The 23,173-nt window shown below is 62.0% G+C and carries 19 protein-coding genes and 1 pseudogene; 15 read left to right on the top strand and 5 right to left on the bottom strand.

The annotated features are described in order from the left end of the window. Window positions 1–657: 657 nt before the first annotated feature. The 5 genes and pseudogenes from P5W99_RS04560 to P5W99_RS04540 form a co-directional block, all read left to right on the top strand. Window positions 658–811: pseudogene (locus tag P5W99_RS04560) on the top strand (IS6 family transposase); the annotation flags it as partial. Between the two features lie 10 nt (window positions 812–821). Beyond that, window positions 822–1,184 carry an HNH endonuclease gene (locus P5W99_RS04555; RefSeq protein ID WP_434662032.1) on the top strand — a complete coding sequence of 121 codons (363 nt, stop codon included), beginning with the start codon at window positions 822–824 and terminating at the stop codon, window positions 1,182–1,184. Between the two features lie 562 nt (window positions 1,185–1,746). After that, window positions 1,747–1,902, top strand: coding sequence for a hypothetical protein (locus P5W99_RS04550; protein ID WP_156992751.1), 156 nt, complete (start codon window positions 1,747–1,749; stop codon window positions 1,900–1,902). Between the two features lie 692 nt (window positions 1,903–2,594). After that, window positions 2,595–2,807, top strand: coding sequence for a hypothetical protein (locus tag P5W99_RS04545; RefSeq protein ID WP_434662030.1), 213 nt, complete (start codon window positions 2,595–2,597; stop codon window positions 2,805–2,807). Between the two features lie 309 nt (window positions 2,808–3,116). After that, entirely contained in the window at window positions 3,117–3,542 is a 426-nt protein-coding gene (locus tag P5W99_RS04540) for a HipA N-terminal domain-containing protein (RefSeq protein ID WP_434662029.1), read from the top strand. Window positions 3,543–3,876: 334 nt separating this feature from the next. Here P5W99_RS04540 and P5W99_RS04535 read toward each other — a convergent pair whose 3' ends face one another. Together P5W99_RS04535 and P5W99_RS04530 are read right to left on the bottom strand one after the other, a co-directional pair. Further along, a complete protein-coding gene (locus tag P5W99_RS04535) occupies window positions 3,877–6,822 on the bottom strand; it encodes a putative bifunctional diguanylate cyclase/phosphodiesterase (RefSeq protein WP_434662027.1) in 2,946 nt (981 codons plus the stop codon). Between the two features lie 130 nt (window positions 6,823–6,952). Beyond that, window positions 6,953–7,747, bottom strand: a complete 795-nt coding sequence (locus P5W99_RS04530; protein WP_434662025.1) for an N-acyl amino acid synthase FeeM domain-containing protein — start codon at window positions 7,745–7,747, stop codon at window positions 6,953–6,955. Window positions 7,748–8,405: 658 nt separating this feature from the next. Here P5W99_RS04530 and P5W99_RS04525 point away from each other — a divergent pair. The 5 genes from P5W99_RS04525 to P5W99_RS04505 all read left to right on the top strand — a co-directional run bounded on the left by P5W99_RS04525 (window position 8,406) and on the right by P5W99_RS04505 (window position 13,997). Then, the gene (locus P5W99_RS04525; protein WP_421079567.1) at window positions 8,406–9,953 is read left to right on the top strand and encodes a methyl-accepting chemotaxis protein; all 1,548 of its coding nucleotides are present in this window, start codon (window positions 8,406–8,408) and stop codon (window positions 9,951–9,953) included. Window positions 9,954–10,382: 429 nt separating this feature from the next. Further along, the gene (locus tag P5W99_RS04520) at window positions 10,383–10,661 is read left to right on the top strand and encodes a hypothetical protein (RefSeq protein ID WP_434662024.1); all 279 of its coding nucleotides are present in this window, start codon (window positions 10,383–10,385) and stop codon (window positions 10,659–10,661) included. A gap of 841 nt (window positions 10,662–11,502) precedes the next feature. Further along, window positions 11,503–12,837 (top strand): Fic family protein, encoded by a 1,335-nt coding sequence (locus P5W99_RS04515; RefSeq protein WP_434662023.1) that lies wholly within the window; start codon window positions 11,503–11,505, stop codon window positions 12,835–12,837. A 262-nt stretch (window positions 12,838–13,099) separates the two neighbouring features. Beyond that, window positions 13,100–13,522: a hypothetical protein gene (locus P5W99_RS04510; protein WP_434662021.1), complete on the top strand. Its 423-nt coding sequence runs from the start codon at window positions 13,100–13,102 to the stop codon at window positions 13,520–13,522. An 88-nt stretch (window positions 13,523–13,610) separates the two neighbouring features. Further along, window positions 13,611–13,997, top strand: coding sequence for a hypothetical protein (locus tag P5W99_RS04505; RefSeq protein ID WP_434662020.1), 387 nt, complete (start codon window positions 13,611–13,613; stop codon window positions 13,995–13,997). Window positions 13,998–14,660: 663 nt separating this feature from the next. Here the strand turns inward: P5W99_RS04505 and P5W99_RS04500 are convergent. Then, window positions 14,661–14,906: an H-NS histone family protein gene (locus P5W99_RS04500; protein ID WP_434662435.1), complete on the bottom strand. Its 246-nt coding sequence runs from the start codon at window positions 14,904–14,906 to the stop codon at window positions 14,661–14,663. A gap of 561 nt (window positions 14,907–15,467) precedes the next feature. On the opposite strand from P5W99_RS04500, the gene P5W99_RS04495 reads away from it, so the two are divergent. From P5W99_RS04495 to P5W99_RS04475, 5 genes are all read left to right on the top strand, one after another. Then, window positions 15,468–16,244: an ABC transporter substrate-binding protein gene (locus tag P5W99_RS04495; protein WP_421073909.1), complete on the top strand. Its 777-nt coding sequence runs from the start codon at window positions 15,468–15,470 to the stop codon at window positions 16,242–16,244. Window positions 16,245–16,404: 160 nt separating this feature from the next. Further along, window positions 16,405–17,094, top strand: a complete 690-nt coding sequence (locus tag P5W99_RS04490; protein WP_421073788.1) for an ABC transporter permease — start codon at window positions 16,405–16,407, stop codon at window positions 17,092–17,094. A 19-nt stretch (window positions 17,095–17,113) separates the two neighbouring features. Beyond that, complete coding sequence (locus tag P5W99_RS04485; RefSeq protein ID WP_035527343.1) at window positions 17,114–17,836, top strand: ABC transporter permease; 723 nt, start codon at window positions 17,114–17,116, stop codon at window positions 17,834–17,836. A gap of 29 nt (window positions 17,837–17,865) precedes the next feature. Beyond that, the gene (locus tag P5W99_RS04480) at window positions 17,866–18,648 is read left to right on the top strand and encodes an ABC transporter ATP-binding protein (RefSeq protein ID WP_421073787.1); all 783 of its coding nucleotides are present in this window, start codon (window positions 17,866–17,868) and stop codon (window positions 18,646–18,648) included. Between the two features lie 588 nt (window positions 18,649–19,236). After that, window positions 19,237–20,394, top strand: a complete 1,158-nt coding sequence (locus tag P5W99_RS04475) for a porin (protein WP_421073786.1) — start codon at window positions 19,237–19,239, stop codon at window positions 20,392–20,394. A gap of 150 nt (window positions 20,395–20,544) precedes the next feature. On the opposite strand, the gene P5W99_RS04470 is transcribed toward P5W99_RS04475, so the two are convergent. Both P5W99_RS04470 and P5W99_RS04465 read right to left on the bottom strand, forming a co-directional pair. Beyond that, window positions 20,545–20,883, bottom strand: coding sequence for a P-II family nitrogen regulator (locus tag P5W99_RS04470; RefSeq protein ID WP_035527352.1), 339 nt, complete (start codon window positions 20,881–20,883; stop codon window positions 20,545–20,547). A 76-nt stretch (window positions 20,884–20,959) separates the two neighbouring features. Then, window positions 20,960–23,071, bottom strand: a complete 2,112-nt coding sequence (locus tag P5W99_RS04465) for an NAD(+) synthase (RefSeq protein ID WP_421073785.1) — start codon at window positions 23,069–23,071, stop codon at window positions 20,960–20,962. Window positions 23,072–23,173: the final 102 nt, after the last annotated feature.

The following is a 23,173-nucleotide window of genomic DNA, read 5'->3' as shown; positions in this document are numbered from 1 at the left end:
GCATTCAGACGCTTGCCGGATAAAACGCTTGCCGGTTAAAACGCGGCGCAGCCATGGTGACAGTTGAACGGCGGTGCTTACCGCCGCCCTAGCCATTCGGGGAGACCCTTTCAAGGGCGTTCGACTGACCGCTATGCGGCACAGCAGATGGCCGTTGTGGGTCGGGTCCGGCCGACCGCGTCAGGCGCTAGCCGACCACCAAGAGAGAGCCACCATGCAGGTTCGAACGACCCAGGCGCCGCCGAGTCCAGTCATTCGATGGAGATGCGCTACTGTGCTGCGGCCTCCTGCCTGAGCTACTGCAAACATAACCGCGATACGCCGAAAGTTTAAAAGCGCGTCGTCCTGTCAACCCTGCCAGCCCGAGGGCGACCATGCGAGGGGGGCGAATTGAGACGTTGCTAGCTCTGGCGCATGCAAAGCTGCTTGCGAGCACAGAGCCGACACAGGGAGGGGTGCCGGGCGGTAACGGTTTCGTTGCCACCGACACTTGAGCAGGCGCGGACCTCAAGAAGGCCCCGTACCTCGCTTGCAGGCTCGCGTTGCCATCGGCGCCGGCCGTAGAGCACATTAAATCTATACGCACGGCTCCGATCGCAACCCCACAAGGCCGCGCTGGTGACAAGATCATTCAGTTCTACGGGTCGAAACGATGGTGAACGGAGTCTCTCGCTCACGCACACGAAGATCCTGCATGGTGCGGCGCTTTGCGCCGGAGTTTGTCAAACGCTGGAATCGCTTTCGGGCGGTGGTTCGGGCGAGCCGCCAGACAATAAACTTCATGCTCAGCGCCAGGCGCGACGTAACGGCGCCTCAAGGACATGATCGAACTGTGGGAAGGCCAGTGCGCAGTGACTGGCGCTTACACCTTGGGAGCGCTGGTCGCGAGTCATGCCAATCCATGGACGGACAGCACCGATGTAGAGAAATTGGACCCGAGCAATGGCTTGGTGCTCGCGTGCACTTTGGACAAGATCTACGACTGCTACCTTATGTCTGTCCATCCCGAGACTGGCGAGCTGCTCTTCTCCGATGCGATCGACGCGGCAAAACGTGCCCGTCTGGCGGGGGACCATACGCGCCTGCGCAAGACACCCACGGCAGAACAGGCTGTCTACCTGGGGGCGCACTACCAGCGCTTCCTTGCGAAGAAGACGGAGCGCTCCTCCAAGCTGCGCAATTAGCCTGAAGGTCTTGCGGGTTCCCGCCGGGAGCCTTACGTGGCTGGCTGGTGGTCGTCCGATTTCCCGTGCCGCCTGAACCAGCGGCAAAGTCTCACCACTGGCCTTCAATGGCGTTTGTGCGTGCCCGTATAAAGCACGGACGCAAACGCGATCGAAGGGACTAGCAGAATCACGGCTAGCACAATGTAATGGTCCATGGAATCTCCTACGCGCCATTGGTGGCGTGCGTATCCCATGTTAAGCCTATTTTTAACACATTGCCGATGGTGGTCTAAAGCACAGTGCCGCACTGCTCGTTACGGCCTACATAGACCTTTCAATCACGAAACGCTGCTCAAGAATTAAGCACCCACCGGCGACCGGGTGTCGCACTGCACACACGGGTAAAACCTTTATAGTGGCTGGGTTTGGGTCGCCCCTCTTTTTGCAGTGCGGTCCAGATCGCCAGGCGCGATCGGACCCCGTGTGCGGCCTTGCCGGTTATCGACAGTCATGGCGCCGAAGTGATTCGGCCCCCTGTCAGCTTCGCCAGTTTCTGCCTACACCTCGAAAGGAAGTCCCTGTGAAATACATTCCCCGCATCGCCGCATCTGCTGCCCTCGTCGTCGTCGCTTTCGCTGCTGTCACGTTCGCCCAGATCAAGTTCGCTCCGGATTCCGCCGACAACAACCCGGTCGCCCGGATTGTCCTCAACGTTGAGTCGCAACTGAACGGCTGAGCCCCGCCGTCAAAGACAGGCGGCGTCGTCCTCGGCGCTCTCGCGCCAGTCGCCACCCGTCCCGCGGCACCACGCGCACTGCTGGCAGGCAGTGCCAAACTCGTGTTTGAGCGTTTCCAATCCCTCGTCGCACGCCGGATTGCTGCACGGAAAGAACGTCTGCATTTCTCCCCCCCTGAGCGTGCACCAAAGCGCCCGCGCACACGATTTAAAAGCCCGTCGCCATCCACATGGGATGTGCAGCGGGCTGCACGGATCGTCCTGAACGTCGAGTCGTGGAACGGCTAACACGCCAATCGAAGGCGCCGCGCGCATGGCGCAAATCGGATTCTCTGCGTCATAGATCTGCAACGCCTGGAGCACGATCCAGCGACGTCCCTCGCTGCGCTTGCGCGCGCGGAGCACCGTTACGAGCGGTCGCGGTTGGAGGGGCTGCGCCGTCAGTGGCAGTTGCGCTTGGCAGTTGCGCTTGGCAGTTGCGCCTGGCAGTTGCGCCTGGCAGGTCCCCATGCGATACCGAAGCCGCCACCCATAGTCGGGCCCATTGTGATCATTGGGGCGTTCACCCACTGGAAAAAGCGCCGCCTTGTCACGGCGCACCCCACAAGCGGTCAATGGCCCCACCATTGCACGGACACTCGAGCGTCGGGTTGCCGCCTCGCTACAGGCCTTCGCGGGTCGACCGTTCGACAGTGTCTACGAGACACGGCGGGTCAGTCGCGCAAGCGCGCCGCGCAGGCTTGCGCACGCGCCCCTCACTCGTGCGCGGTCTCGTGCATCCCCCGCGCATCATGTCGCGCTTTCCCGCGCGCGGCTCGACTGCACCGCGCCCGCGCTGCTCGTCTGCGAGCGAGGTCGTGCACGGCACGAGCACCGTGCACGCCGCGCAGTGCCGAGCATCGTAGCGCCAACGCGCATGCGTATCTGCTCGCGCAACTGCTCGCGCGCGCCACCGTGCCCGGGCCGCTCGCGAGCGCTGTCGCGCACGGCACGAGCATAGCGCCCACCTCGCTGCGCGCAAAGTCGCCCTGCGACCGCACGTTTTTTGCACTTCAGTCCAGCCCGGTGGCTCCGAAACCATGCGATTGAACGGTTTTTTTGTTAGTGGGCTCGCCTGACGCGCGCGCGAGCGACACCCTCACGCGCGCGCGCAACGTTCTCGCGCACGCCGAGGGCGCCAGCGAGCAAAAGACCGGTAAAGGGAATGCCCGCAAATGACCGAGCGCGCCCTTCTCGCCTCGATCGATCACCAACTGATCGGCACGCTGCATGAAAACCAGAACCTGTGGGCGTTCGAATATGACCCGGCGTGGCTCGCCAATCCCGATCGGTACGCACTGAGCCCGCACCTGCCCCTGCAGGCGGAGATCCTGTGCGATGGTGCCACCCGGCGTCCGGCACAGTGGTACTTCGACAACCTACTCCCGGAAGAGCGAGTGCGCGAGTTGCTCGCGAGCGACGCGAAGCTGCCGGACGTGAATGACGCCTTTGCCCTGCTCGAGTACTACGGACGGGACTCAGCCGGCTCGGTCACCCTGCGTGCGCCCGAGGCGGCCACCGAAGGCGATCAGGAAGCGAACCTGCAGCCACTGAGCGACAAGCGCTGTGTCGGCGTCGCTGATCTCTGCGAAGACTGCTGACGCCTTCAGGTGACTCAATCCTGCCGCCCGTTCGCCTTCAGGATAATCGAGCGCGACGGGCACATGCAACACCGCCCGAATGCCCGTCAGATGCCCATACTTGCTGCGACATCGTGTGAAACTCACCGGGGAAGTTCCTCACTTCACGCACGCACTGGCGCGCAGGTACATGCCCACGAGATTCGCGACAGCTTCCGCTCGATGCAATCGTCGCCGTGGTTGTCGATCTATCCGTCGCGTGTAGCGCAGCTGGATGTGGGTCGACTATGCAACCACGCGCTCGGGTATAGCAACGTCGGAGGCCGTGGGCTGGTGCGTGGTGCGGCAATTCATTTCACACCGCACCCTCCCGCTCCATGAACTCGTCATCGGCGCCACCATTCAGCGTCTGCTGCTCTTCCAGATAGCGCGTGACCTCCGCCTTGCTCACGAAGCCCGCTGCAGAGGTTGCAGCGAGAATGTCATCGGTTTCCTGTGGCTTGGCGATTGCGTAGCCCTGCACATAGTCGACCCCCAGTTCGTCGAGCGCGCGCAAGGTCTCGACATCTTCAACCCATTCGGCGATGCTGCGCATGCCGAGGTTACGCGCAAGCGTAATGATCGCCTCGACGATCGCAATGTCGGCCGGATGGTTACACATCGTGCGCACGAACTCCCCGTCGATCTTCAGGGCATCGGCCGACAGTTTCTTCAGATAGCGTAACGACGTGTGGCCCGCACCGAAATCGTCGATCGCTATCTTTGCACCCATCCCATGCACGCGCGCAATAAAGCGTTCGGTGTGTTCGAGATCGTGCAATGCCACGCTTTCGGTGATTTCGATGCAAAGGTAGTGGATGACGTCCTCGTGACGCGAGAACAGCTCAAACAACTCGTCGAGGAACTGCTCGTCGTTAAGCGACCCGCCGCTCAGGTTCACGCATACGAAGCGTGTCGTGGAAAGCGAGGCGCGGTTTTCACGCAGCCATGCCAGCGTCGTCGAGAGCACCCAGCGATCGATCGCGGTGATGGTGCCGGAATCCTCGGCAGCGGCGATCAGTTTCGCGGCTGTCGCAACCGCGCCGTCCGGCATGCGCAGACGCAGCAGCACCTCGAAGTCGAGCGCCTGCGTCGGCGCACGCATGGACATAATCGGTTGCATCACGAGGAACAGCCCATCGGGCAGCCGGCTCTGCCCCAGCGCCTCGATCAGGCTGATTTCAGCGGCACGCTCCTCGAACACTGGCGCGTCCTTGCGAAATGCGACTAGCCGCGCACTACCCCCTCGCTTCGCAGCGCGGCACGCGCGGTCAGCGTGGGCCAATGCATCAAGGACCCGTGCACCTTCCGAGCACTCGACCAGGCCGATCGATCCCCTCACCTGAAATGCCCGCGTGTCGAAGTGAATGGGTGCAGAGTTCAATGTCACGACAAATTCGCGACAGCGCTTGATTGCATCGTCGATCGCCACGTCCCCGAGGACGCACACGAATTCGTCACCGCCGATGCGTCCGATCGGGACATCGGAGCCGAGATGCTCAACGAGGTAAGCGGCGACCTGCTTGAGTATTTCGTCGCCGGTCCCATGACCAAACAGGTCGTTGAACTGCTTGAACCGGTCGAGATCCAGGTATGCGAGTGCCCACGGGCCCGTTTCGCCGCTTTGCCGGCCGATTGCATGTTCGATGCCACGACGGTTTAGCAGCCCAGTAAGCGGGTCGTGCTCGGCGAGAAAGTGCAGGCGCTCCACCGCCTTCGACCGGTCCGTCACGTCCTCGAGCGACCCCTCGATGAATCCGTTCGCCCGGATTGCCCGCAGCGAGTACCGCCGGGCGCCAGTCCTCGTGCCGGCGACGCCGTCGATCTCGATTGACGCGGAGTCTTCCCTTTCCAGGAGTTCATGCAGGGCTGGCTCAGCGCCAGGCGCAAAATAGTCGGCCCATCGATACGAGGTATAGCGCTGTTGAGGCAGTTCGAGCATCGCATGCAGCGCCGGATTGGCGCGCACGAAGCAGCTCTCCCCGTTCAGCGTGAAGAGACCGATCGGCGTGACGTCATACGTGTTGCGCAGCTCGATCTCCATTTGCCGCCGACGTTCGCGCTCTTCGCGCATACGTTCCGCAATGGCAAATGCACAAAGCATGCTCGAAGACAGCGCCGTCACGACAGGACTCAGGCCCCCGGCCAGCGCTTTCAGGCCAAGTGCTGCGGCAAGCACCTGCGACAGCGTCGCAAACAGCACGATGGCCATTGACGCGACATACCAGAGCACCGTGCGCGATCTCGCCTTGATCACCAGTTGCACGAGGAAGTAGGTCAGCACGAGTATGCAGAAGCTGGCGCTTGCCCACAGCACCGGAATGAAGTGTGCGTAATTTAATGCGAACGCAGCGACCATCAGCACACAGCCGCCGTACCGGACGGCCTGCAGACTCCAGCGCAGGCCGATTTCCCGGAGTTCGCGGCGAAACAGCTCCACGAAGAGCGTCGTGGTGAGTACGTAATAGGCTGCGAAGGTGAACTGCCGCAATAGCGCGATGTGCTCCGGCGGGATAACCCTGCCCATCCATTCCGTATCAAAGCCGACCGCGTTGGCGCTCAACCGGAGGTTGCCCACGAGCCACGCGGCGAAGATCACGTAGGTCCATTCGCGATTGATGATTGCCGTCACGAACACGAAGATCGCGAGCGTGAGCAGGCCGCCGGTGATCAGCGATACCTCCTGCTGGAAATCAAGCGTTGTAATCTCGAGCTTGTCGCGGCTCGACGCGGAGGCGGTAATGTACGCTGGTCCTGAGAAGGTACCCCGGCACAGGATCGGCGCACGCGCGACGTGGTCGTCGACCCTGAGTGCAAATCCCGCCTTGTTGGCGCGCATCTCGCCGCTCGTTCCGTAGCGGTCGCCCGTGCCGAGCAAGGTGAGAACGGGTGCCGTCTGCCAGCACGACAGCGCCTGCGCGTGCCTCGACGGCAGATCGATGAACGTGACACCTCCATCGGCGGTGGCTGGCGCTTCCAGCAGGAACCAGAACGGTGTTTCCGCGAGATGGGTACTGAAACGTGCTGTGGGCGCGGTATCGCGCAGGCGTGCAATGGCGACGGAGGGTGACAGTGTCGCCGACGGGTCCGCAATCACGGGAAAGCTGATCGGGACCACCCCGGTCGTATCGAACTGGCGCGGCGCCCAGAACAGAACGGCAATGCTGCCAAGCGCAATCACAAATGGCGCGACGTACACTGAAAACCACTGGAAAGACCAGCCGGTCAGCCTGTCCCGGAACGCCCACTTAACGCCTGTCATCTGCTGCCCTTCCCCAATGACTTCATCCCCGATTTTCCTGTAATGCTACGATGGCCGGCGACAAAAGCACGACTGTGCTGACGCCGCCGACCTTTTGTCCGCCAGATTGCGTTCGGGCGGACTTCGAGCCTTACGCTTCGCTCAGCGTGCGCAGACGGCCAGATGCGCTGGCCGCCATGCCACCACACTCAACGCCGTGTCCGGCTTCACCCTGCTTCGGCGCGACGCTGACATCGATATCGGGGTGATCCGTTTCGAAAAAGAACCCGAAAAATGAATGATTGACCTTCGCCCAGCGCTGACGAACCAGGGCAACCGGCTTCGCCATTACGCGATGCGGCATCCCTCCCACGTGCGCCATCGGCAGGAATTCGTTCTGGCCGTACACATCCTCAAACAGCATCGCGTCGTATTCCCGATCGAGTGGTGAACGCGCCGTAATCAACATCCAGTCGATCCCATTCTGTGCGCAATACATGTAATACGCCTTGCACAGCGCCACCTTCACCATCCTGCCGATTGCACCGTGCGCCACACCGAGCCGTGTTGCCTCGGCGAGGCGCGCGTTACCCAGCCAGTCCGGCAGGCTGACCGACTGTTCAACAGCAAGTGGACCGAACGCATTGGTCTGCACCCGCATGGTGCCAAGCGGGCCACCATCCAGCCGTGACTGCGCGAGTAGCACGACCGTGCCAGGCGAGCCGTCAAGCGGCTCCACGCCCATGGTCTCGGCAAACTCCGGCAAGTGGCGCCGATAGGCAGCACGACGCATCTCGACGGCCTTCTTGAGGTCAGCCAGATTGCTTACCACCTTGATCGTAAACGGCAGCGTCTCTGTTTTCTTTACGTTACCCTGATTAAAAGATTCTCCAATAGGCCTATAAGCGCCAATTTGCGACAAAACGACCGAATCGATGCGGTCCATGTCAAACCCCGTAGGTTAATGAGTAAGAAGTACGTCACCATCGAAGTAGCGGCGCCGCTTCGATGGCGACAAACTAGAGTCTCATGAACCCAAAGGCGGTGATATGCGACGACCGGAAAATTCAGAAAGCTTCTTTTGAATCAGCGCTTTGGCATCCGAAAGAATTCTAAAAATTCGCATATCCGTTTTTCGGACTGTGGCGGCGAACGTTGGGCAAAACGTTTGCGGAAGACTGATTCGATACGCGCCAGCTGCAAGGGGAACCTGACATGGGCGCCCCTCCCTGCGCCTGCAACAGCAGATGCTCACTTTCAGATGCTGGTGGTTCCGCGCCCGGCGACGACACAAATGTCCTCTGCATTTCAACTTAAGCAGTTTGCCTAAGGTCTACAGGTCGCAACTCCAACGCCAGATCAACGGGTAGAAAGCATCCTGGAGCGCCGACGTCGCCTCCCCCGGATGCGATCGCACATCCAGTGACGCGGCCCCATGCTTGACACCATGCCTCGCAGGCGCGGCATGGCGATTAGCCGTGTCACAAAAAATTCACTCACCGTTTCAGCGAATCGGTCGTAAAAAGACGCGCTGCTGTCGCGGTAGCCAATCATTCCGGATTTATGCCCGTGCCGTGCACGGTGCGCGTCTTTGCGAGACTTTTATGCGCAAGCTCACTATCAAAGCCCGACTTGTTCTGCTGAGCACGGTGGTCGTTCTCGTCTCGCTGTGTATCGGCGCGGTGGGTCTGTTTGGTGTATCGACTTCGATCGGCACGCTTCAAACCATGATCGAGGGTCGCGTCCAGGCGCTACAGGCGATCTCGACGATCGACGAGCTGGTCACTGAAGCGAGCTTTTCGGTCAGCGACGCCATCCTCGATCCGTCTGCGCAAAAGACCCAGCTCGTGGTCGAAGGCACGACGAGCCGCATTGCGCGCATCGACTCACTCATGCAGGCCTGGTTATCCCACACGGATTCCGGAGATGACCGCCGCCGCGCCGAGGCCTTCTCCACGAACTGGACCACGCTGCGGGACAAGGGCCTGCGTCCCGCAGTGCAACTGCTTGCGGCGAACAGTCTCTCCGAAGCGCAGTGGGTACAGACGCAGATTATTGATCCTCTCTCGAAGACGGTGAAGACGCAGGGCGCGCAGCTGCGCGCGCTCGAGCTCGCCGATGCTCAATCGGAATATGAACGCGCGCGCAGGACGGGTCAGCTGGTCGAATGGTTCGTGGTCGGGCTCATCGTCGCTGGGCTCGTCGGGGTTGCCGCCCTGTGTGCCTCGATGGCAAGCAGTCTCTTTCGTGACCTTGGCTCGGAACCGTTCGTGGCTGCGCAACTCGCCAATCGCGTTGCCGCAGGCGACCTGTCAGTCGAGGTCGTGGTCAGGCCCGGCGACACGCGTAGCGTGCTCTACGCCATGAATGTCATGCAGCAACGGCTCGCCGCGATTATTGGCGGCATCCGCGATTCAGTTGAAGCCATCGCAAAGGCAACCGCGCAACTCGCCTCGGGAAACGGCACGCTTGCACAGCGCACCGAAGAACACGCGGCCAGTATCCAGCAGACCTCGTCGAGCATGGAGCAGCTCTCCACGATAGTGCGCTCGAATGCAGGGCATGCCACGCAGGCACGCACGCTCGCCGGCATCGCGTCGGCAAAAGCCGGCGACGGTGACCGTGCCGCACGCGACGCAGGCGAGCGCATGCGGGCGCTTGCGCAGCGCTCGGCGCGCATTCAGGAAATTACCTCAGTGATCGATGGAATCGCTTTCCAGACGAATCTGCTGGCATTGAACGCTGCCGTCGAAGCTGCGCGCGCCGGGAGCCAGGGGCGAGGCTTCGCCGTCGTCGCGCAGGAAGTGCGCGCGCTCGCTGAACGCAGTTCAGGCGCGGCGAAGGAAATCGATACGCTCATCAAAGAAATGACAGCAGAGGTCGATCAAAGCAATCAGGCCGTGGAAGCTGCCGCCGCAACCATCGTGGATCTGCTGGGCACCGTAAGAGGGGTCGCCCAACTTGTTGATTCGATCGCCGATGCCTCAGAGGAGCAGAGCACCGGCATCGAACAGGTGAACGCCGCCGTCACCGTGATGGATCGTGTCACCCAGCAAAACGCTGCCTTCGTGCAGGATGGCGTTCAGGCGGCCAGCGCACTGCGAGCACAGGCAGAAACGTTACACGCTGCGGTACGCGCATTCCAGCTGTAAAAGTCTACGGAGTCCCGACTGGCCGCGCCGATATGGGCGGGGACAGCTTGCCCAGGCGGATCGCTTCCATACTATCAACGGTCGTACATAATCACCAGGCTCATTGATCGAAGTGGGGCGGACTGACTCCATCGCGTCTCATCACGCAACTGATGATGATCGGAAGTCGTCGCGCCGGTTGCGGCCGCGTCCGTGCCTTACCGACCGCCGGGCCGATGCAGGCCATCGACCCCAGTCTGGCTCCTGTCCGCACGCCGCGAACACCCGCCGTATGGCGGGGCCGCCTCCCAGCGAGCTGAGCATCGCGTTGCGTAACGGGAAGCGCTGTACGTCTTCGTCCGTGATTACGCCTGACTCGCCGCTCCACATTGGCGCGAGGGTTGCGTCCAGTGTGGCGCATCCATTTCATTGCCTCTGTGTAGCCACCCAGTGAAGAGCGTCGTCCGTGACTTCGCCGGACGCTATCGGATCAACGCCGAGCGCACGGCAAACATCATGCGCGAATTCGTCCATGGCCAAAAGGCAAGCCGGACTATCGGGTGGGAAATCGCTTGGGTTTTTCTTGCCCTGCGCTTCGCGGATCGCGCGAATGCTCGCTTCGAGCGCCCGCGCTTCCGCAAAAATGGAGTCGCCCCAGGAATGCATTGGATGTTCGTGTCTCATGCCGTAGTTTTCGGCAGCGGCGCGCCAGACTTTAGTGCATATTGAATCTGGTCCTGGCGTGCCCTCAGGACGGTGCAGGGCCATCACTGTTTCCGCTTCCCCGCGCAGTTGCTTGATCCCCCCCCGGAAAAACGGAGCCGGGCATGCCAAAGGAAACCCGGCCCATGTCGTTATACCGGAGCGACAGTCCAGCTGGCATGCCCGCTGCGCCGGTGAACGATTCCCGGAGCGGCGACACCTGATCCGCTCAACGGGAAGCCGCGCCTTTTACTGCCTCGCTGTCGTGCGCCGGTTCGGCACCTGCGGGGGAATTCAAATGTTCCTGAATGGGGATGGTCGCTGGCATGCCGTACACGGGAAAAACCCGGTTTCTCGAGAAACGACGCCGTTTTGGGGACGCTGAATAGCTGCATCTTTTCCTGGAAAGTGCAGCACAAAGCTCACGCCCGAATTCATGAACTCGGCGGTGCCGGGAATCACGCAGCCAGTCTCCTCGCTGAGCACGACGAGCCGGACAAGCGGCGTGTCGCCCGCGCACCCGACAAAATCCACATGATTCTAGTGATATCGCGAAGCATCATTCTAGTGAAATGACGGGAAATGGCTGCTCCACACGAAAAACTAGCCAAGTCCCTTCGCGTACTCAAGACCCTGCAAGATGAGGGCGTGGGGGTATTTCAGGCGTCCGCCCTGCCAGCCCTCACGCGTGTTCACCGGCAGCGGCTGCTCAAGGCGGGGTTTCTGAAGCCGGTCATCAAGGGGTGGTATCTCGCCAACAACCCTGAAGACTCAGACGGAGACTCCACGCACTGGTACGCGAACATGGAAGTGTTCGTGTCGGCCGTCGCGCTTTGGTCGGGACTGGCAGCTCAGTGCCGAGCTCTCGGTGCTAAAGCACAGCGGCCACACCAGCATCGCCAAGCAGCTGCAGATTCAGTCGCCGTCTGCAGACAACCAGCCCCAATCGCTGCCCTTTGACTGCTCCATCTTTTTCTACCGTGTTCCCCCCGGGCAGCTGGTGCCAAGACGCACGCCGGACGCCAGCGGAATACTGCTCATGCCTTTGCCGGAGGCGCTGATCCGGGTGAGCCCAACGTTTTTCACGCAGCACGAGATGTCCGCGCAGATTGCCATGCGGCAGGTCGACATCACGCAACTCATCGAAGCACTTCTCGCGGGGGGCCATAGTGTGGTGGCAGGCCGGCTGGCAGGTGCGCTTCAGGCGGTCGGTCGTGCGGCTGAAGCAAACCAGCTGGTGTTCACCATGCGGGCCGCCGATTTCAACGTGAATATCGAGAATCCGTTCGAACGGGCTCTCATGCCGATTCGGGGTGGCCGAAACGAGTCTCCATATGTCATGCGTATCCGGGCAATGTGGTCCACCATGCGCGCGACAGTCATCCGTCTGTTCGAGACGGTGCCGCGCGCTGAGCCAGTTGAAGCAGACGCACTGATCTCCGACATCACGGCCCGGTACGTAGCGGACGCGTATCACTCGCTGTCCATCGAGGGTTATCGCGTCAGTGCGGATCTGATTGACAAGGTTCGCACAGGGAGGTGGAGCCCCGAGACGAATCCAGATGACAGACAGACCCGGGATGCCACGGCGGCGAAGGGATACGCCGAGACTCACGCGCACGTGAAGGCGCTCATCGGTCGTGTCGTACGGGACGGTGAGCGGCCAGCCGATGCTTTCGTCGCGGACTTCTTCCAGTGGTATCTGGCGCTCTTCTCGCCCAGTGTGCAGGCCGGCATTCTCAAGGTCGGTGACCTCGCGGGCTACCGGAACAACCAGGTGTTCATCCGCAACGCACTGCACGTCCCGCCAGCGCCCGACGCTGTGCGCGACTGCATGCCGGCGCTGATGGAACTGATCGAGCAGGAGGATCATCCGGGCGTTCGGGCGGTCCTGGGTCATTTCATCTTCGTGTTCATCCACCCCTATATGGACGGCAATGGCCGGCTGTCGCGCTTCATCATGAATTTCATGCTGAGCACCGGTGGCTACCCGTGGACGATCGTTACGGTTCAGTCGAGGAACGCCTACCTTGCTGCCCTTGAGCAGGCGAGCACGTATCAGAATATTGAGCCCTTTGCGAGACTCATCTGCAAGCTGATCACCACTCAGGCGAGCACGCCCGTTGAGCGCATCACGCAACGCCCCGAGTCAGGCAGTTGGACGGCGGTCGCGGCAGCCGCGCGAGACGAAGGCAGCGGTTGAACGAAGGCAGCGGCCAGGTCTGCCATGAGGTAACACATTGAGATGTTCGCCGGTTCGTTAGTCTTGTCCGGTTCGTTAGTCTTGTCCGTTTCATTCGTCATGCCTTTCGCTTCTTCGTGGTCACGGCTCGCCAAATGGAACGTCGGACCGCCACGTCGCGTGCAACTGGCACGATAACCTTACGTCACATGGGTGTCACGCAACCCGCAGGCAGCGATCGGCCACACAGGTGCTCTCGACGGGACAGCCTCGATCTCCGACAATGGATCTTCATTTCGCCGTCGCCATGGTACGAACGATGAGAAGAGGGGCGTTCTCCACCGTTCTGTGCATCGCGCTCTTCGCCGGCAGTACAGGCGCTTCGGAGCCCTCACAAAGGCCACCTGGACCGGTCATGATGGTCGATTTCGATTACTGGCCCAGGGACCTGCCGCGAATCCGGGTACTGGAACACCGTCTGGAAAGCGCGATAAGGCGTGCGCATGCTGGCGAACTCGGCGAGACCGAACTTCATCTCGACGGCAATGACGGCTACATCTACATGTACGGCGCTGATCCCGATCGACTGTATGTCGTGGCAGGTCCGATCCTGAAATCGTCCAGACTGATGGCGGATGCAGAAGTCACGAAACGGTATGGTGCGCGCACGGAAACGTTCACGATCCATCGCGGCAGCGTTCGATAACGACTTAACTATCGAACCCGCACACATCGCTCAGCGGGACTTTCCCGCGAAATATCCTGCTCACGCTTACTGACGGCAGACGCGCTGAATGAACGTCGACAATCACCTCTCAGAAGAGCCCCCGCTGCCTGGCGTCGCGCGGCGGCGGCAGCGAGACCTTCGCGCGTCGTCCGGTACGCCTTGTCGCGCGTCGCCGGACGTGCGCCACAAGCTCTATCCGGCCGTCGGCCGCCTCCAGCATCAGCGAGAACAGGCTCACGCCTTCCGGGCCCACACCCGCTCGAGCGCGCAACGATGCCCGCATGGCCAGGCGGCGCGCGCGATCAAGGAGCTGGGCACGGCTCATGCCGGGCCAGCACGCAGCGATCAGTTGGACGACAGAAGGTGGAAGGGATTCGGGTGCACTCCCGGATGGCAGCGCGAGCGCAACGAGTTTGAAACGAAGGTCAGCCATAACGTGCAGGGATACGCGTGAATGCTTGCACCGGAATCGTACGACACACTTATCCTGCCGTAAAACTTCGTACGCCACAATCGCATACTGCAATGGCTCCGTTTCTGCGGCTGCGCGCGTTTGCGCCGCACGACGCACTTTCACGCCCGCCATTCACGCCGCTGAGAAGGCAACGATCTTCGTGAGCAGAGCAATTGTCTGCACGGACTCGCAGTGATCCGAACGCGGGCATGAAAACGGTGGATAGCAGCGGGAATGTACCTGCTTTCCACGCGCCTGATAGCAGGTAATTCGCAATACAGAGCAACGTTTTCTGCAGCGCTCCCCCAGGAAGCGCGTTGGATCAAGCGGCGGTCATTGATGCGGCACTGTTACAAGCGACTGCATTTGCGCGGACTATTCGAGGTGGATATGGCCATGCAGCCTTCCCGCGCAACTGCCCCGGTGGGCGAGCTCATACGCTGGGAGTGTATTGGCGAGCAGCACGATCGTGTCGGTCACCGCGTCGGCGCGCGCGGGTTTGCCACCTGACAGATCGTGAACCACGTGAAAACCCCGCTGTCGACCTTGCCGGCACGCACGGCGTGAAAACGCGGCGTTGCATCTGGAAGGATCTGTTTGCCAGCATCTGCTCGCATGGGCCACCGGGGCCGAGCCAGGAAAAACATCGCGGAGTGCGATACGTTATTCTGAAATCAGAAATCGCTCGCGGTTTTTTGCGCCCTGGATCCGGTCAGGTGCTCGCCCCCTCCCCGACCATGTCGCTCCGCTCCGTGGGTCCCGATATTTTGCGAGGGACAGACTTTTCGGAGTTTGACTTCTGCCGGCACGACGGCCAAAAACCTCCTGTTCCGTGAAGCCGTACTCCGCAACCTTGGCCCGAATATCTTCGAGAACCATCTGGAATTCCGCCTGACGGGCGGCGGTCAGCTAAACCTGAAGTTCGGCCATCTGCTCTTTGAGTTCTTTATAAGTCGCCTCGATCTGTCCCCTCTTTGCCCCCCCCCCCCGCAAGACAATGATAGTGATTTCCGGACGACGTTGATCGCTGCGTGGACATGCAGCCAGCCGGGCCCGAAGGGGACCGTCAGCATGAGGTCAGAATGCGGACGCCGCCGGTTGAAAGCCGACTTCGGGAGACCTACTCCCATCTTCAGTACAGCACCGCAGGCTCTCGCCTACGTTCGTGACACACTAAGTCTGCGAATCCCGCGGCGTTTTTCTTGCTGAAACGGCGCGCGAAGCGACGGCTGACCGCGCGGGACCGCGCATCGGGTAAAATACCGCGCTTTTCAGACGCCCGGTCAGGAACAGTCCGGCAGGCCCATCAGAGACAAGCAACCGGCGCTGTCCGCGTCCGACCCGCATTTTTGATCGCCTAAAATGACGGCGCCCTTACAACGCGGCGCCCGCCCGGCGTCGCGCCCGTATCCGCTTTGCATGGGACCGGAGTCACGCGCCAAAGCGCGAATTCTGGTCTACAGGAGAATGATGAAGAAGTTCGCAGTGTGCCTCGCACTCGCCCTGTTGGCGGGCAGCGCCGCGGCCAAGGAATGGAAGACCGTGCGCATCGGCGTCGATGCGAGCTATCCGCCGTTCGAATCCAAGAACGCCAGCGGCCAGATCGTCGGTTTCGACGTCGACCTGACCAAGGCCCTCTGCGCGCGCATGAACGTGAAGTGCGTCTGGGTCGAGAGCGACCTCGACGGCATCATTCCGGCGCTCAAGGCCCGCAAGTTCGACGCGATCGTCTCGTCGCTGTCCGTCACTGATCAGCGCCGCCAGCAGATCGACTACTCCGACAAGATGTTCGACGCGCCCGCGCGCATGCTCGCCAAGGCCGGCTCGCCGCTCCAGCCCACCGTCGCCTCGCTCAAGGGCAAGAACGTGGGCGTCGAGCAGGGCTCGACCCAGGAGGCCTACGCGAAGGCGCACTGGGCCGGCAAGGGCGTGAACGTCGTGACGTATCAGAATCAGGATCAGGTGTATCAGGACCTGATGTCGGGCCGCCTCGATGCGGCGCTCCAGGACGAGGTCCAGGCCGACTTCGGCTTCCTGAAGACGCCGCGCGGCAAGGGCTTCGCGTGGGCGGGCCCGGCCGTGGAGGATCCGGCGACGATCGGCGACGGCACCGCGATCGGCCTGCGCAAGGAAGATACCGACCTGAAGGCGAAATTCAATGCGGCGCTCGCCTCAATTCACAAGGACGGCACGTTCGACCGACTCGCGAAGCAGTATTTCGACTTCGATATCTATAAAGGCAAGTAAACAACAAGACGGGGACACACGGCGCTCATGGGCGCCGCCGTCGCGAAGCACGCGGCCAGCCACGCCGGCCGCGCATGAACCGACTTGAACCGCGGCAGTCTCTGCCGCGCCTTTCGCGGGGCGCCGTCCAGCGTTGCGACGCCCCGTTGAGGACTCACCTATGTTTCTTCAAGGCTACGGCCCGCTGATCCTCGCCGGCACCTGGCAGACCGTCAAGCTCTCGGTGCTCTCGCTCGCGCTCTCGTTCCTGCTCGGGCTGATCGGCGCGGCGGCGAAGCTCTCGAAAAACCGCGTCGCGTATGGCGCGGGCACGACCTACACCACGCTCATTCGCGGCGTGCCCGATCTTGTGCTGATGCTGCTGCTTTTCTACAGCATCCAGATCTGGCTGAACATGCTCACCGATTACCTGGGCTGGGACCAGATCGACATCGACCCGTTCCTCGCGGGCGTGATCGTGCTGGGCTTCATCTATGGCGCGTACTTCACCGAGACCTTCCGCGGCGCGTTTCTCGCGGTGCCGCGCGGCCAGCTCGAAGCGGGCCACGCCTATGGCATGACCAACTGGCAGGTGTTCACGCGCATCATGTTCCCGCAGATGATGCGCTTCGCGCTGCCCGGCATCGGCAACAACTGGCAGGTGCTCGTGAAATCCACGGCACTCGTCTCGATCATCGGCCTCGCCGACGTCGTGAAGGCCAGCCAGGACGCCGGCAAAGGCACCTTGCGCTTCTTCTTCTTCACCCTGCTCGCAGGCGCGATCTATCTCGTCATCACGACCGTCTCGAACTTCGTGCTGATGTATCTCGACAAGCGCTACTCCACGGGCGTGCGCAAAGCGGATCTCTGACACGCGAGAGGCCAAGACCATGCAAGACTTCGTCCAACTGATCCAGCAATACTGGCGCAACTATCTCTATAGCGACGGCTATCACTTCACGGGCGTCGCCATTACGGCGTGGCTGCTGGTGATTTCGATCGGCATCGGCTTCTGCCTATCGGTGCCGCTCGCGGTCGCGCGCGTCTCGAAGCGCAAGTGGCTCGCGCGGCTCGTGTGGCTCTACACGTATGTGTTCCGCGGCACGCCGCTCTACGTGCAGTTGCTGCTCTGCTACACGGGCCTCTACAGCCTCGACATCGTGCGCAACCACGAGCTCACCAGCGCGTTCTTCCGCAGCGGCATGAACTGCACGCTGCTCGCATTCGCGCTCAACACCTGTGCGTACACCACCGAGATTTTCGCGGGTGCGATCAAGGCAACGCCCTATGGCGAGATCGAGGCCGCGCGCGCCTATGGCATGTCGCCCTTCACGCTGTATCGCCGCGTGATCCTGCCTTCGGCGCTGCGCCGCGCGCTGCCCTACTACAGCAACGAAGTCATCCTGATGCTGCACGCCACGACCGTGGCGTTCACGGCCACCGTGCCCGACATCCTGAAGATCGCGCGCGACGTGAACTCGGCGACCTACCAGTCGTTCGGCGCGTTCGGCATCGCCGCCCTGCTGTACCTGATCATTTCTTTCACGCTCGTCTGGCTGTTCCGCCAGGCCGAGCGCCGCTGGCTCGCGTATCTGCGACCTCAAGGTAAATGAGGGCAAGTGAGCCCGCACCGAGGTATTTGATGAATTCCCAGAAGCAAAAACTTTTCGTCGATTCGCTCCACAAGAAATACGGCGACCATGAAGTCCTGAAGGGCGTTTCGCTCAAGGCGAACGCCGGCGACGTGATCAGCGTGATCGGCTCGTCCGGCTCGGGCAAGAGCACGATGCTGCGTTGCATTAACTTCCTCGAACAGCCGAACTCGGGCCGCATCATCGTCGACGGCGAGGAAGTGGCGACCCGCGCCGACAAGCGCACCGGAGCGCTGCACGCCGCTGACCTGAAGCAACTGCAGCGCGTGCGCACCAAGCTCGCGATGGTGTTCCAGCACTTCAATCTGTGGTCGCACATGAACGTGATCGAGAACGTGATCGAGGCGCCCGTGCACGTGCTCGGCCTCTCGCGCAAGGAAGCCGAGGAGCGCGCGCGCACGTACCTGGAAAAGGTCGGCCTCGCGCCGCGCGTGGAAAAGCAATATCCCTCGCACCTCTCGGGCGGCCAGCAGCAGCGCGTGGCGATTGCGCGCGCGCTCGCGATGAACCCCGACGTGATGCTGTTCGACGAGCCTACGTCCGCGCTCGATCCCGAACTCGTGGGCGAAGTGCTCAAGGTGATGCAGAAGCTCGCCGAGGAAGGCCGCACGATGATCGTCGTGACGCACGAGATGGGTTTCGCGCGCAACGTCTCCAATCATGTGATGTTTCTGCACCAGGGCCGCGTGGAGGAAGAAGGCGTGCCAGCCGAAGTGTTCGCCAGTCCGAAAAGCGAGCGCCTGCGCCAGTTCCTCTCGGGCAGCCTCAAGTAAGCCGGGCCATCATGTAGTCGACTACATGCCGTCGCGGCAATGTAGTAAAAGTAGTATTTCAAGGCGCTTTCAGCGCCTTTTCTTTTTACCTTCCAAATCCCGTTCGAACGCCCCTTTGCGCGGCCAATTCGCGCATTCCGCCCTACGCCTGACGATATTTTGCGTCAATAGTGGCAATCCTGAAGATCCTCCGTCAGCAAACGTGTGTGCCTTGTCCCGCAAGGCTTTAGACATACTTTTCAGATCGTGCTGACCACCATCCAGGAAACACGTATGGCAATTTGGCGACACCCCAGCACCCACAAGCGATTTCGGTCGCCAGCGTCAGGCTTTTTTGCTAAATTAGTAACCAAAGTAGCAAAACGAAGTTCATTAAAAGTAGTTTCACTTCAAATAAGAACGGGAGATGCCAGTCAACCAAGGGATCTGCAAGACGACTCGACCAGGTTGTCCTGCTCGCATCGTTTCCGTACGCCGATCCTCGGATCACGCTCCCTACGCGACAACTTCTGTCCGCGGCGCCCCGAACGCGCGGACGTCATTGGCAGTACTTAGGTTGACTCTTTGACAGGGTATGGAGGAGAAAAGATGAAGAAAGCTCTGCTCGCCGCAGCGTTGATGTCGGCTGGCGTAGTCGCGCATGCGCAAAGCAGCGTGACCCTTTACGGCCGTCTGGATGCAGGTATCGCATACATGAACGGCATCGGCGCAGGCAGCGACGCCCAAGGCCGCGCCACTCATGGCACGAGCCAGGTTCAGCTCGAAAGCGGCTACTGGGGCACGAGCCTCTGGGGCATGAAGGGCGTTGAAGACATCGGTGCCGGCAACAAGGTGCTGTTCCAGTTGGAAGGCAGCTTTAGCACGGCAACCGGTCAAGGCCCGGGCGGCGGCGGTCTCTTCAATCGCTGGGCAACGGTCGGTATGGCCAACGACATGTACGGTACGCTGCTGATGGGCCGCGAACTGTTCATCGCGAACGGCATTTGGGACTTCGACCCGTTCGGCCAGTCGAACTGGTCGTCGGCATCGATGGTCCGTGGCCGTAACTGGCCCGCGTCGAGCAACAACATTTCGTACCAGTCGCCGAAGTTCTACGGTTTCGACGTGTACGGCCAGTACTCGTTCTCGAACGCCACGAGCTGGAACGGCAACGGCAGCACGTCCCAGGGTCGCCAGGACGGCCTGCAGCTGACCTACACGAACGCGCTGTTCCAGATCCGCGGCCTGTACGATGAAATCCGCAACCCGATCAACGGCCAGCTCAATGGCGACCCGACCGTGACCGACCCGGCCACCGGCCAGACCGGCGGCCCGTTCACCGCGTCGCGCGAATACACGATCATGGCGAACGTGTTCCTGGGTCCGTTCAAGGTCCAGGGCGGCTATCAGGCCATTCGCACGTCGGGAATGAACGGCGCATTCACGATGCCCGGCCAGCCGACCACGCTCGATCACGAGTGGGGTGGCGTGACGTGGCAAGCAACGCCGGCAGCCGCGCTGATCGCGGCGGTCTATCACGTCAATGCGAACAACGGCGGCGGCAATGCCACGCTCTACACGGTTGGTGGCTCGTACAACCTGTCCAAGCGCACACTGCTCGACCTCCAGGTCGCGACGGTGCAGAACAGCAAGTCGGCCAACTTCGGTCTGAACGCGAACAACCCGGGCTTGGGCGCCGGAACGGGCAACCCGCTGCCGGGCCACAGCCAGACCGGCGTGTACGCAGGCATCCAGCACTCGTTCTAATTCGCGAGAAGTCTGGACAGAACAGTTACATCGAAGTTTTCACGCTGCTGCGAGAGGCGCGTATCGGTGCGGTATCCCAACGGGTATCGCACCGTTTTTTATTTTGGGGATGGGCCGTGCGAGCGGCGCCGTCCCCTGCTTTTTCTGATTTCAGACCGCCGCTTCGTTTTCTTCGCCGGTGCGGATCCGGATCACGCGCTCGACGTCGGTGACGAAAATCTTGCCGTCGCCGATCTTGCCCGTGCGCGCCGCACCGATGATCGCATCGATCACCTGGTCGGTCTGCGCGTCGGCGACCACCACCTCGATCTTCACTTTGGGCAGGAAGTCCACCACATACTCGGCGCCGCGATAAAGCTCCGTGTGGCCCTTCTGGCGGCCGAAGCCCTTCACCTCGGTCACGGTCAGGCCCGTGAGGCCCACTTCGGCAAGCGCTTCGCGCACTTCGTCGAGCTTGAACGGTTTAATGACGGCTGTAATGCGTTTCATGGCGATCCTCGTCTGTCTCAGTTTGTTTGCGGTTCGTCCGCAGGTTATCCGCGATTTTACGCTGTGCGCGACGATTTCAAGACGCAGCGGCGGGCGGCGGCGCGCTCGCGCGCTCCTGATCGGGCACGCGCTCGAGATCCGCGAGCCACACGACCGACTCCGAATCGCTCGGCGCGCGCCAGTCGCCGCGCGGCGAGAGCGAGCCGCCCGAGCCCACCTTCGGCGCGTTCGGAATGCAGGTGCGCTTGAACTGGCTCGTGCGGAAGAAGCGGTCGAGGAAAATCCGCAGATTACGCTTGATGGCCGCGAGATCGTACTGATTGCGCGCGACCTTCGCGTTCTCGGGCCACGCGCCCGTCTCGCGCTCGCGCCACGCATGGCGCGCGAGGAACGCGACCTTCGAAGGCGCGAAGCCGAAGCGCAGCGTGTAGTAGAGATTGAAGTCCTGCAGCTCGTACGGGCCGATCGTGCTTTCGGTCTTCTGCTCCGGCGCGCCGTCGGTCTTGCCCGGAATCAGCTCTGGGCTGATGTCGGTGGCGAGAATCGCTTCGAGCACGTCACGCCCGCTTTCACCGTTCTGGCCGATCTGCCCCGTCTCCGCGACCCAGCGCACGAGATGCGTGATGAGCGTCTTCGGCACGCTGGCGTTCACGTTGTAGTGCGACATGTGATCGCCCACGCCGTAGGTGCACCAGCCAAGCGCGAGCTCGGAAAGATCGCCCGTGCCGATCACGATCGCGTGGTTGAAATTGGCGAGGCGGAACAGGTGATTCGTGCGCTCGCCCGCCTGCACGTTCTCGAAGGTGATGTCGTAGCTCTCCTTGCCTTCCGAATACGGGTGGCCGAGGTCTTCGAGCATCTGCATGCAGCTCTGGCGAATATCGATCTCGCGCGCCGTGCAGCCCACCAGCGTCATGAGCTCGCGCGCCTGGCGCAGCGTGCGCTCGCTCGTCGCGAAGCCAGGCATGGTGTACGCGAGAATATTGGCACGCGGCAGCTTGAGGCGGTCCATCGCCTTCGCGCAGACCAGCAGCGCGTGCGTGGAATCGAGCCCGCCCGACACGCCGATCACCACCTTCTTGATGCCGGCCTGCGAGAGCCGCTGCACGAGCGCCTGCACCTGGATGTTGTAGACCTCGTTGCAGCGCTCGTCGCGGCGCTTCGGATCGGCCGGCACATAAGGGAAACGCTCGACGCGGCGTGCGAGCGCCAGCGTCTCCTGCTCCCAGGCGCCCTTGCCTGTGGCGCCCAGCTCGCAATGGATCACGCGGAACTTCGCGATCTCGTCGGCATGACGGCGCACCGAGTCGCCGAAGGTAGTCTGCCGGATGCGCTCCTGCTGGAGCCGATCGAGATCGACATCGGCATAGATCAGGTGCGAGTCGTCGAGGAAACGCCTGGACTGCGCGAGCAGCTCGCCGTTTTCGTAGACGAGCGCCTGGCCGTCCCAGGCCATGTCGGTGGTCGATTCGCCCTGGCCCGCCGAGGTGTACAGATACGCGGCGAGGCAGCGCGCCGACTGTTGCGAAACCAGTTGATGCCGATACCCGGCCTTGCCCACCACCACGTTCGACGCGGACAGGTTCACGAGCACCGATGCCCCCGCGAGCGCCGCGAACGACGACGGCGGAATCGGCACCCAGACGTCCTCGCAGATTTCCACGTGAAAGCGCAGGCCCGGGATCGGCGCCGCATCGAACAGCAGCGACGCGCCGAACGGCACGTCCTGGCCGGCGAGGCGCACCGTTTCGGTGCTCGCGCAATCGGCGGCGCTGAACTGGCGCGGCTCGTAGAACTCGCCGTAGTTCGGCAGATAGCTCTTGGGCACGACGCCCGCCACGCGCCCGCCCGCAACGACCGCCGCGCAGTTGAACAGCGCATGGCCGACGCGCACCGGCAACCCCACGATCATCGCGAGCGGCAGCGTGGCCGACGCGGCGGCGATCTGCGCGAGCGCGCGCTCGCACGCATCGAGCAGCGCTTGCTGGTGAAAGAGATCGTCGCAGCTATAGGCGGAAAGGCCGAGCTCGGGAAACGCGATCAGCACCGCGCCGCCGTCTGCGGCCTCGCGCGCGAGCGCGAGCGTCTGTTCGGCATTGAAGGCCGGATCGGCCACGCGGCAGCGCGGCACGCCCACGGCCATGCGCGCGAAGCCATGCGAATAGAGATTGAAGAAGCGCTGTTTCATCTGGATGACCGATAAGCGATTGGGGGCATGGAGACGCTCAGGCGACGCCCAGTGGACATTCAGTCCGACTCGCGCCCTCACCCGTTCGGATGGTTTGCTTTA

Origin of the sequence: Paraburkholderia sp. A3BS-1L (genome assembly GCF_051125215.1) — a bacterium.
Classification (GTDB): Bacteria; Pseudomonadota; Gammaproteobacteria; order Burkholderiales; family Burkholderiaceae; genus Paraburkholderia.
The sequence above is the reverse complement of the archived record's forward strand: the minus strand, read 5'-3'. Positions and strand labels throughout refer to the sequence as shown.

What these genes read in the sequence shown, in the direction of transcription:
- P5W99_RS04480 (WP_421073787.1), top strand. Translation starts at nt 17,866, where the DNA reads ATGAATTCCCAGAAGCAAAAACTTTTCGTCGATTCGCTCCACAAGAAA.
- P5W99_RS04525 (WP_421079567.1), top strand. Translation starts at nt 8,406, where the DNA reads ATGCGCAAGCTCACTATCAAAGCCCGACTTGTTCTGCTGAGCACGGTG.
- P5W99_RS04490 (WP_421073788.1), top strand. Translation starts at nt 16,405, where the DNA reads ATGTTTCTTCAAGGCTACGGCCCGCTGATCCTCGCCGGCACCTGGCAG.
- P5W99_RS04555 (WP_434662032.1), top strand. Translation starts at nt 822, where the DNA reads ATGATCGAACTGTGGGAAGGCCAGTGCGCAGTGACTGGCGCTTACACC.
- P5W99_RS04485 (WP_035527343.1), top strand. Translation starts at nt 17,114, where the DNA reads ATGCAAGACTTCGTCCAACTGATCCAGCAATACTGGCGCAACTATCTC.
- P5W99_RS04540 (WP_434662029.1), top strand. Translation starts at nt 3,117, where the DNA reads ATGACCGAGCGCGCCCTTCTCGCCTCGATCGATCACCAACTGATCGGC.
- P5W99_RS04465 (WP_421073785.1), bottom strand. Translation starts at nt 23,071, where the DNA reads ATGAAACAGCGCTTCTTCAATCTCTATTCGCATGGCTTCGCGCGCATG.
- P5W99_RS04495 (WP_421073909.1), top strand. Translation starts at nt 15,468, where the DNA reads ATGAAGAAGTTCGCAGTGTGCCTCGCACTCGCCCTGTTGGCGGGCAGC.
- P5W99_RS04530 (WP_434662025.1), bottom strand. Translation starts at nt 7,747, where the DNA reads ATGGACCGCATCGATTCGGTCGTTTTGTCGCAAATTGGCGCTTATAGG.
- P5W99_RS04505 (WP_434662020.1), top strand. Translation starts at nt 13,611, where the DNA reads ATGAACGTCGACAATCACCTCTCAGAAGAGCCCCCGCTGCCTGGCGTC.
- P5W99_RS04470 (WP_035527352.1), bottom strand. Translation starts at nt 20,883, where the DNA reads ATGAAACGCATTACAGCCGTCATTAAACCGTTCAAGCTCGACGAAGTG.
- P5W99_RS04535 (WP_434662027.1), bottom strand. Translation starts at nt 6,822, where the DNA reads ATGACAGGCGTTAAGTGGGCGTTCCGGGACAGGCTGACCGGCTGGTCT.
- P5W99_RS04475 (WP_421073786.1), top strand. Translation starts at nt 19,237, where the DNA reads ATGAAGAAAGCTCTGCTCGCCGCAGCGTTGATGTCGGCTGGCGTAGTC.
- P5W99_RS04510 (WP_434662021.1), top strand. Translation starts at nt 13,100, where the DNA reads ATGGATCTTCATTTCGCCGTCGCCATGGTACGAACGATGAGAAGAGGG.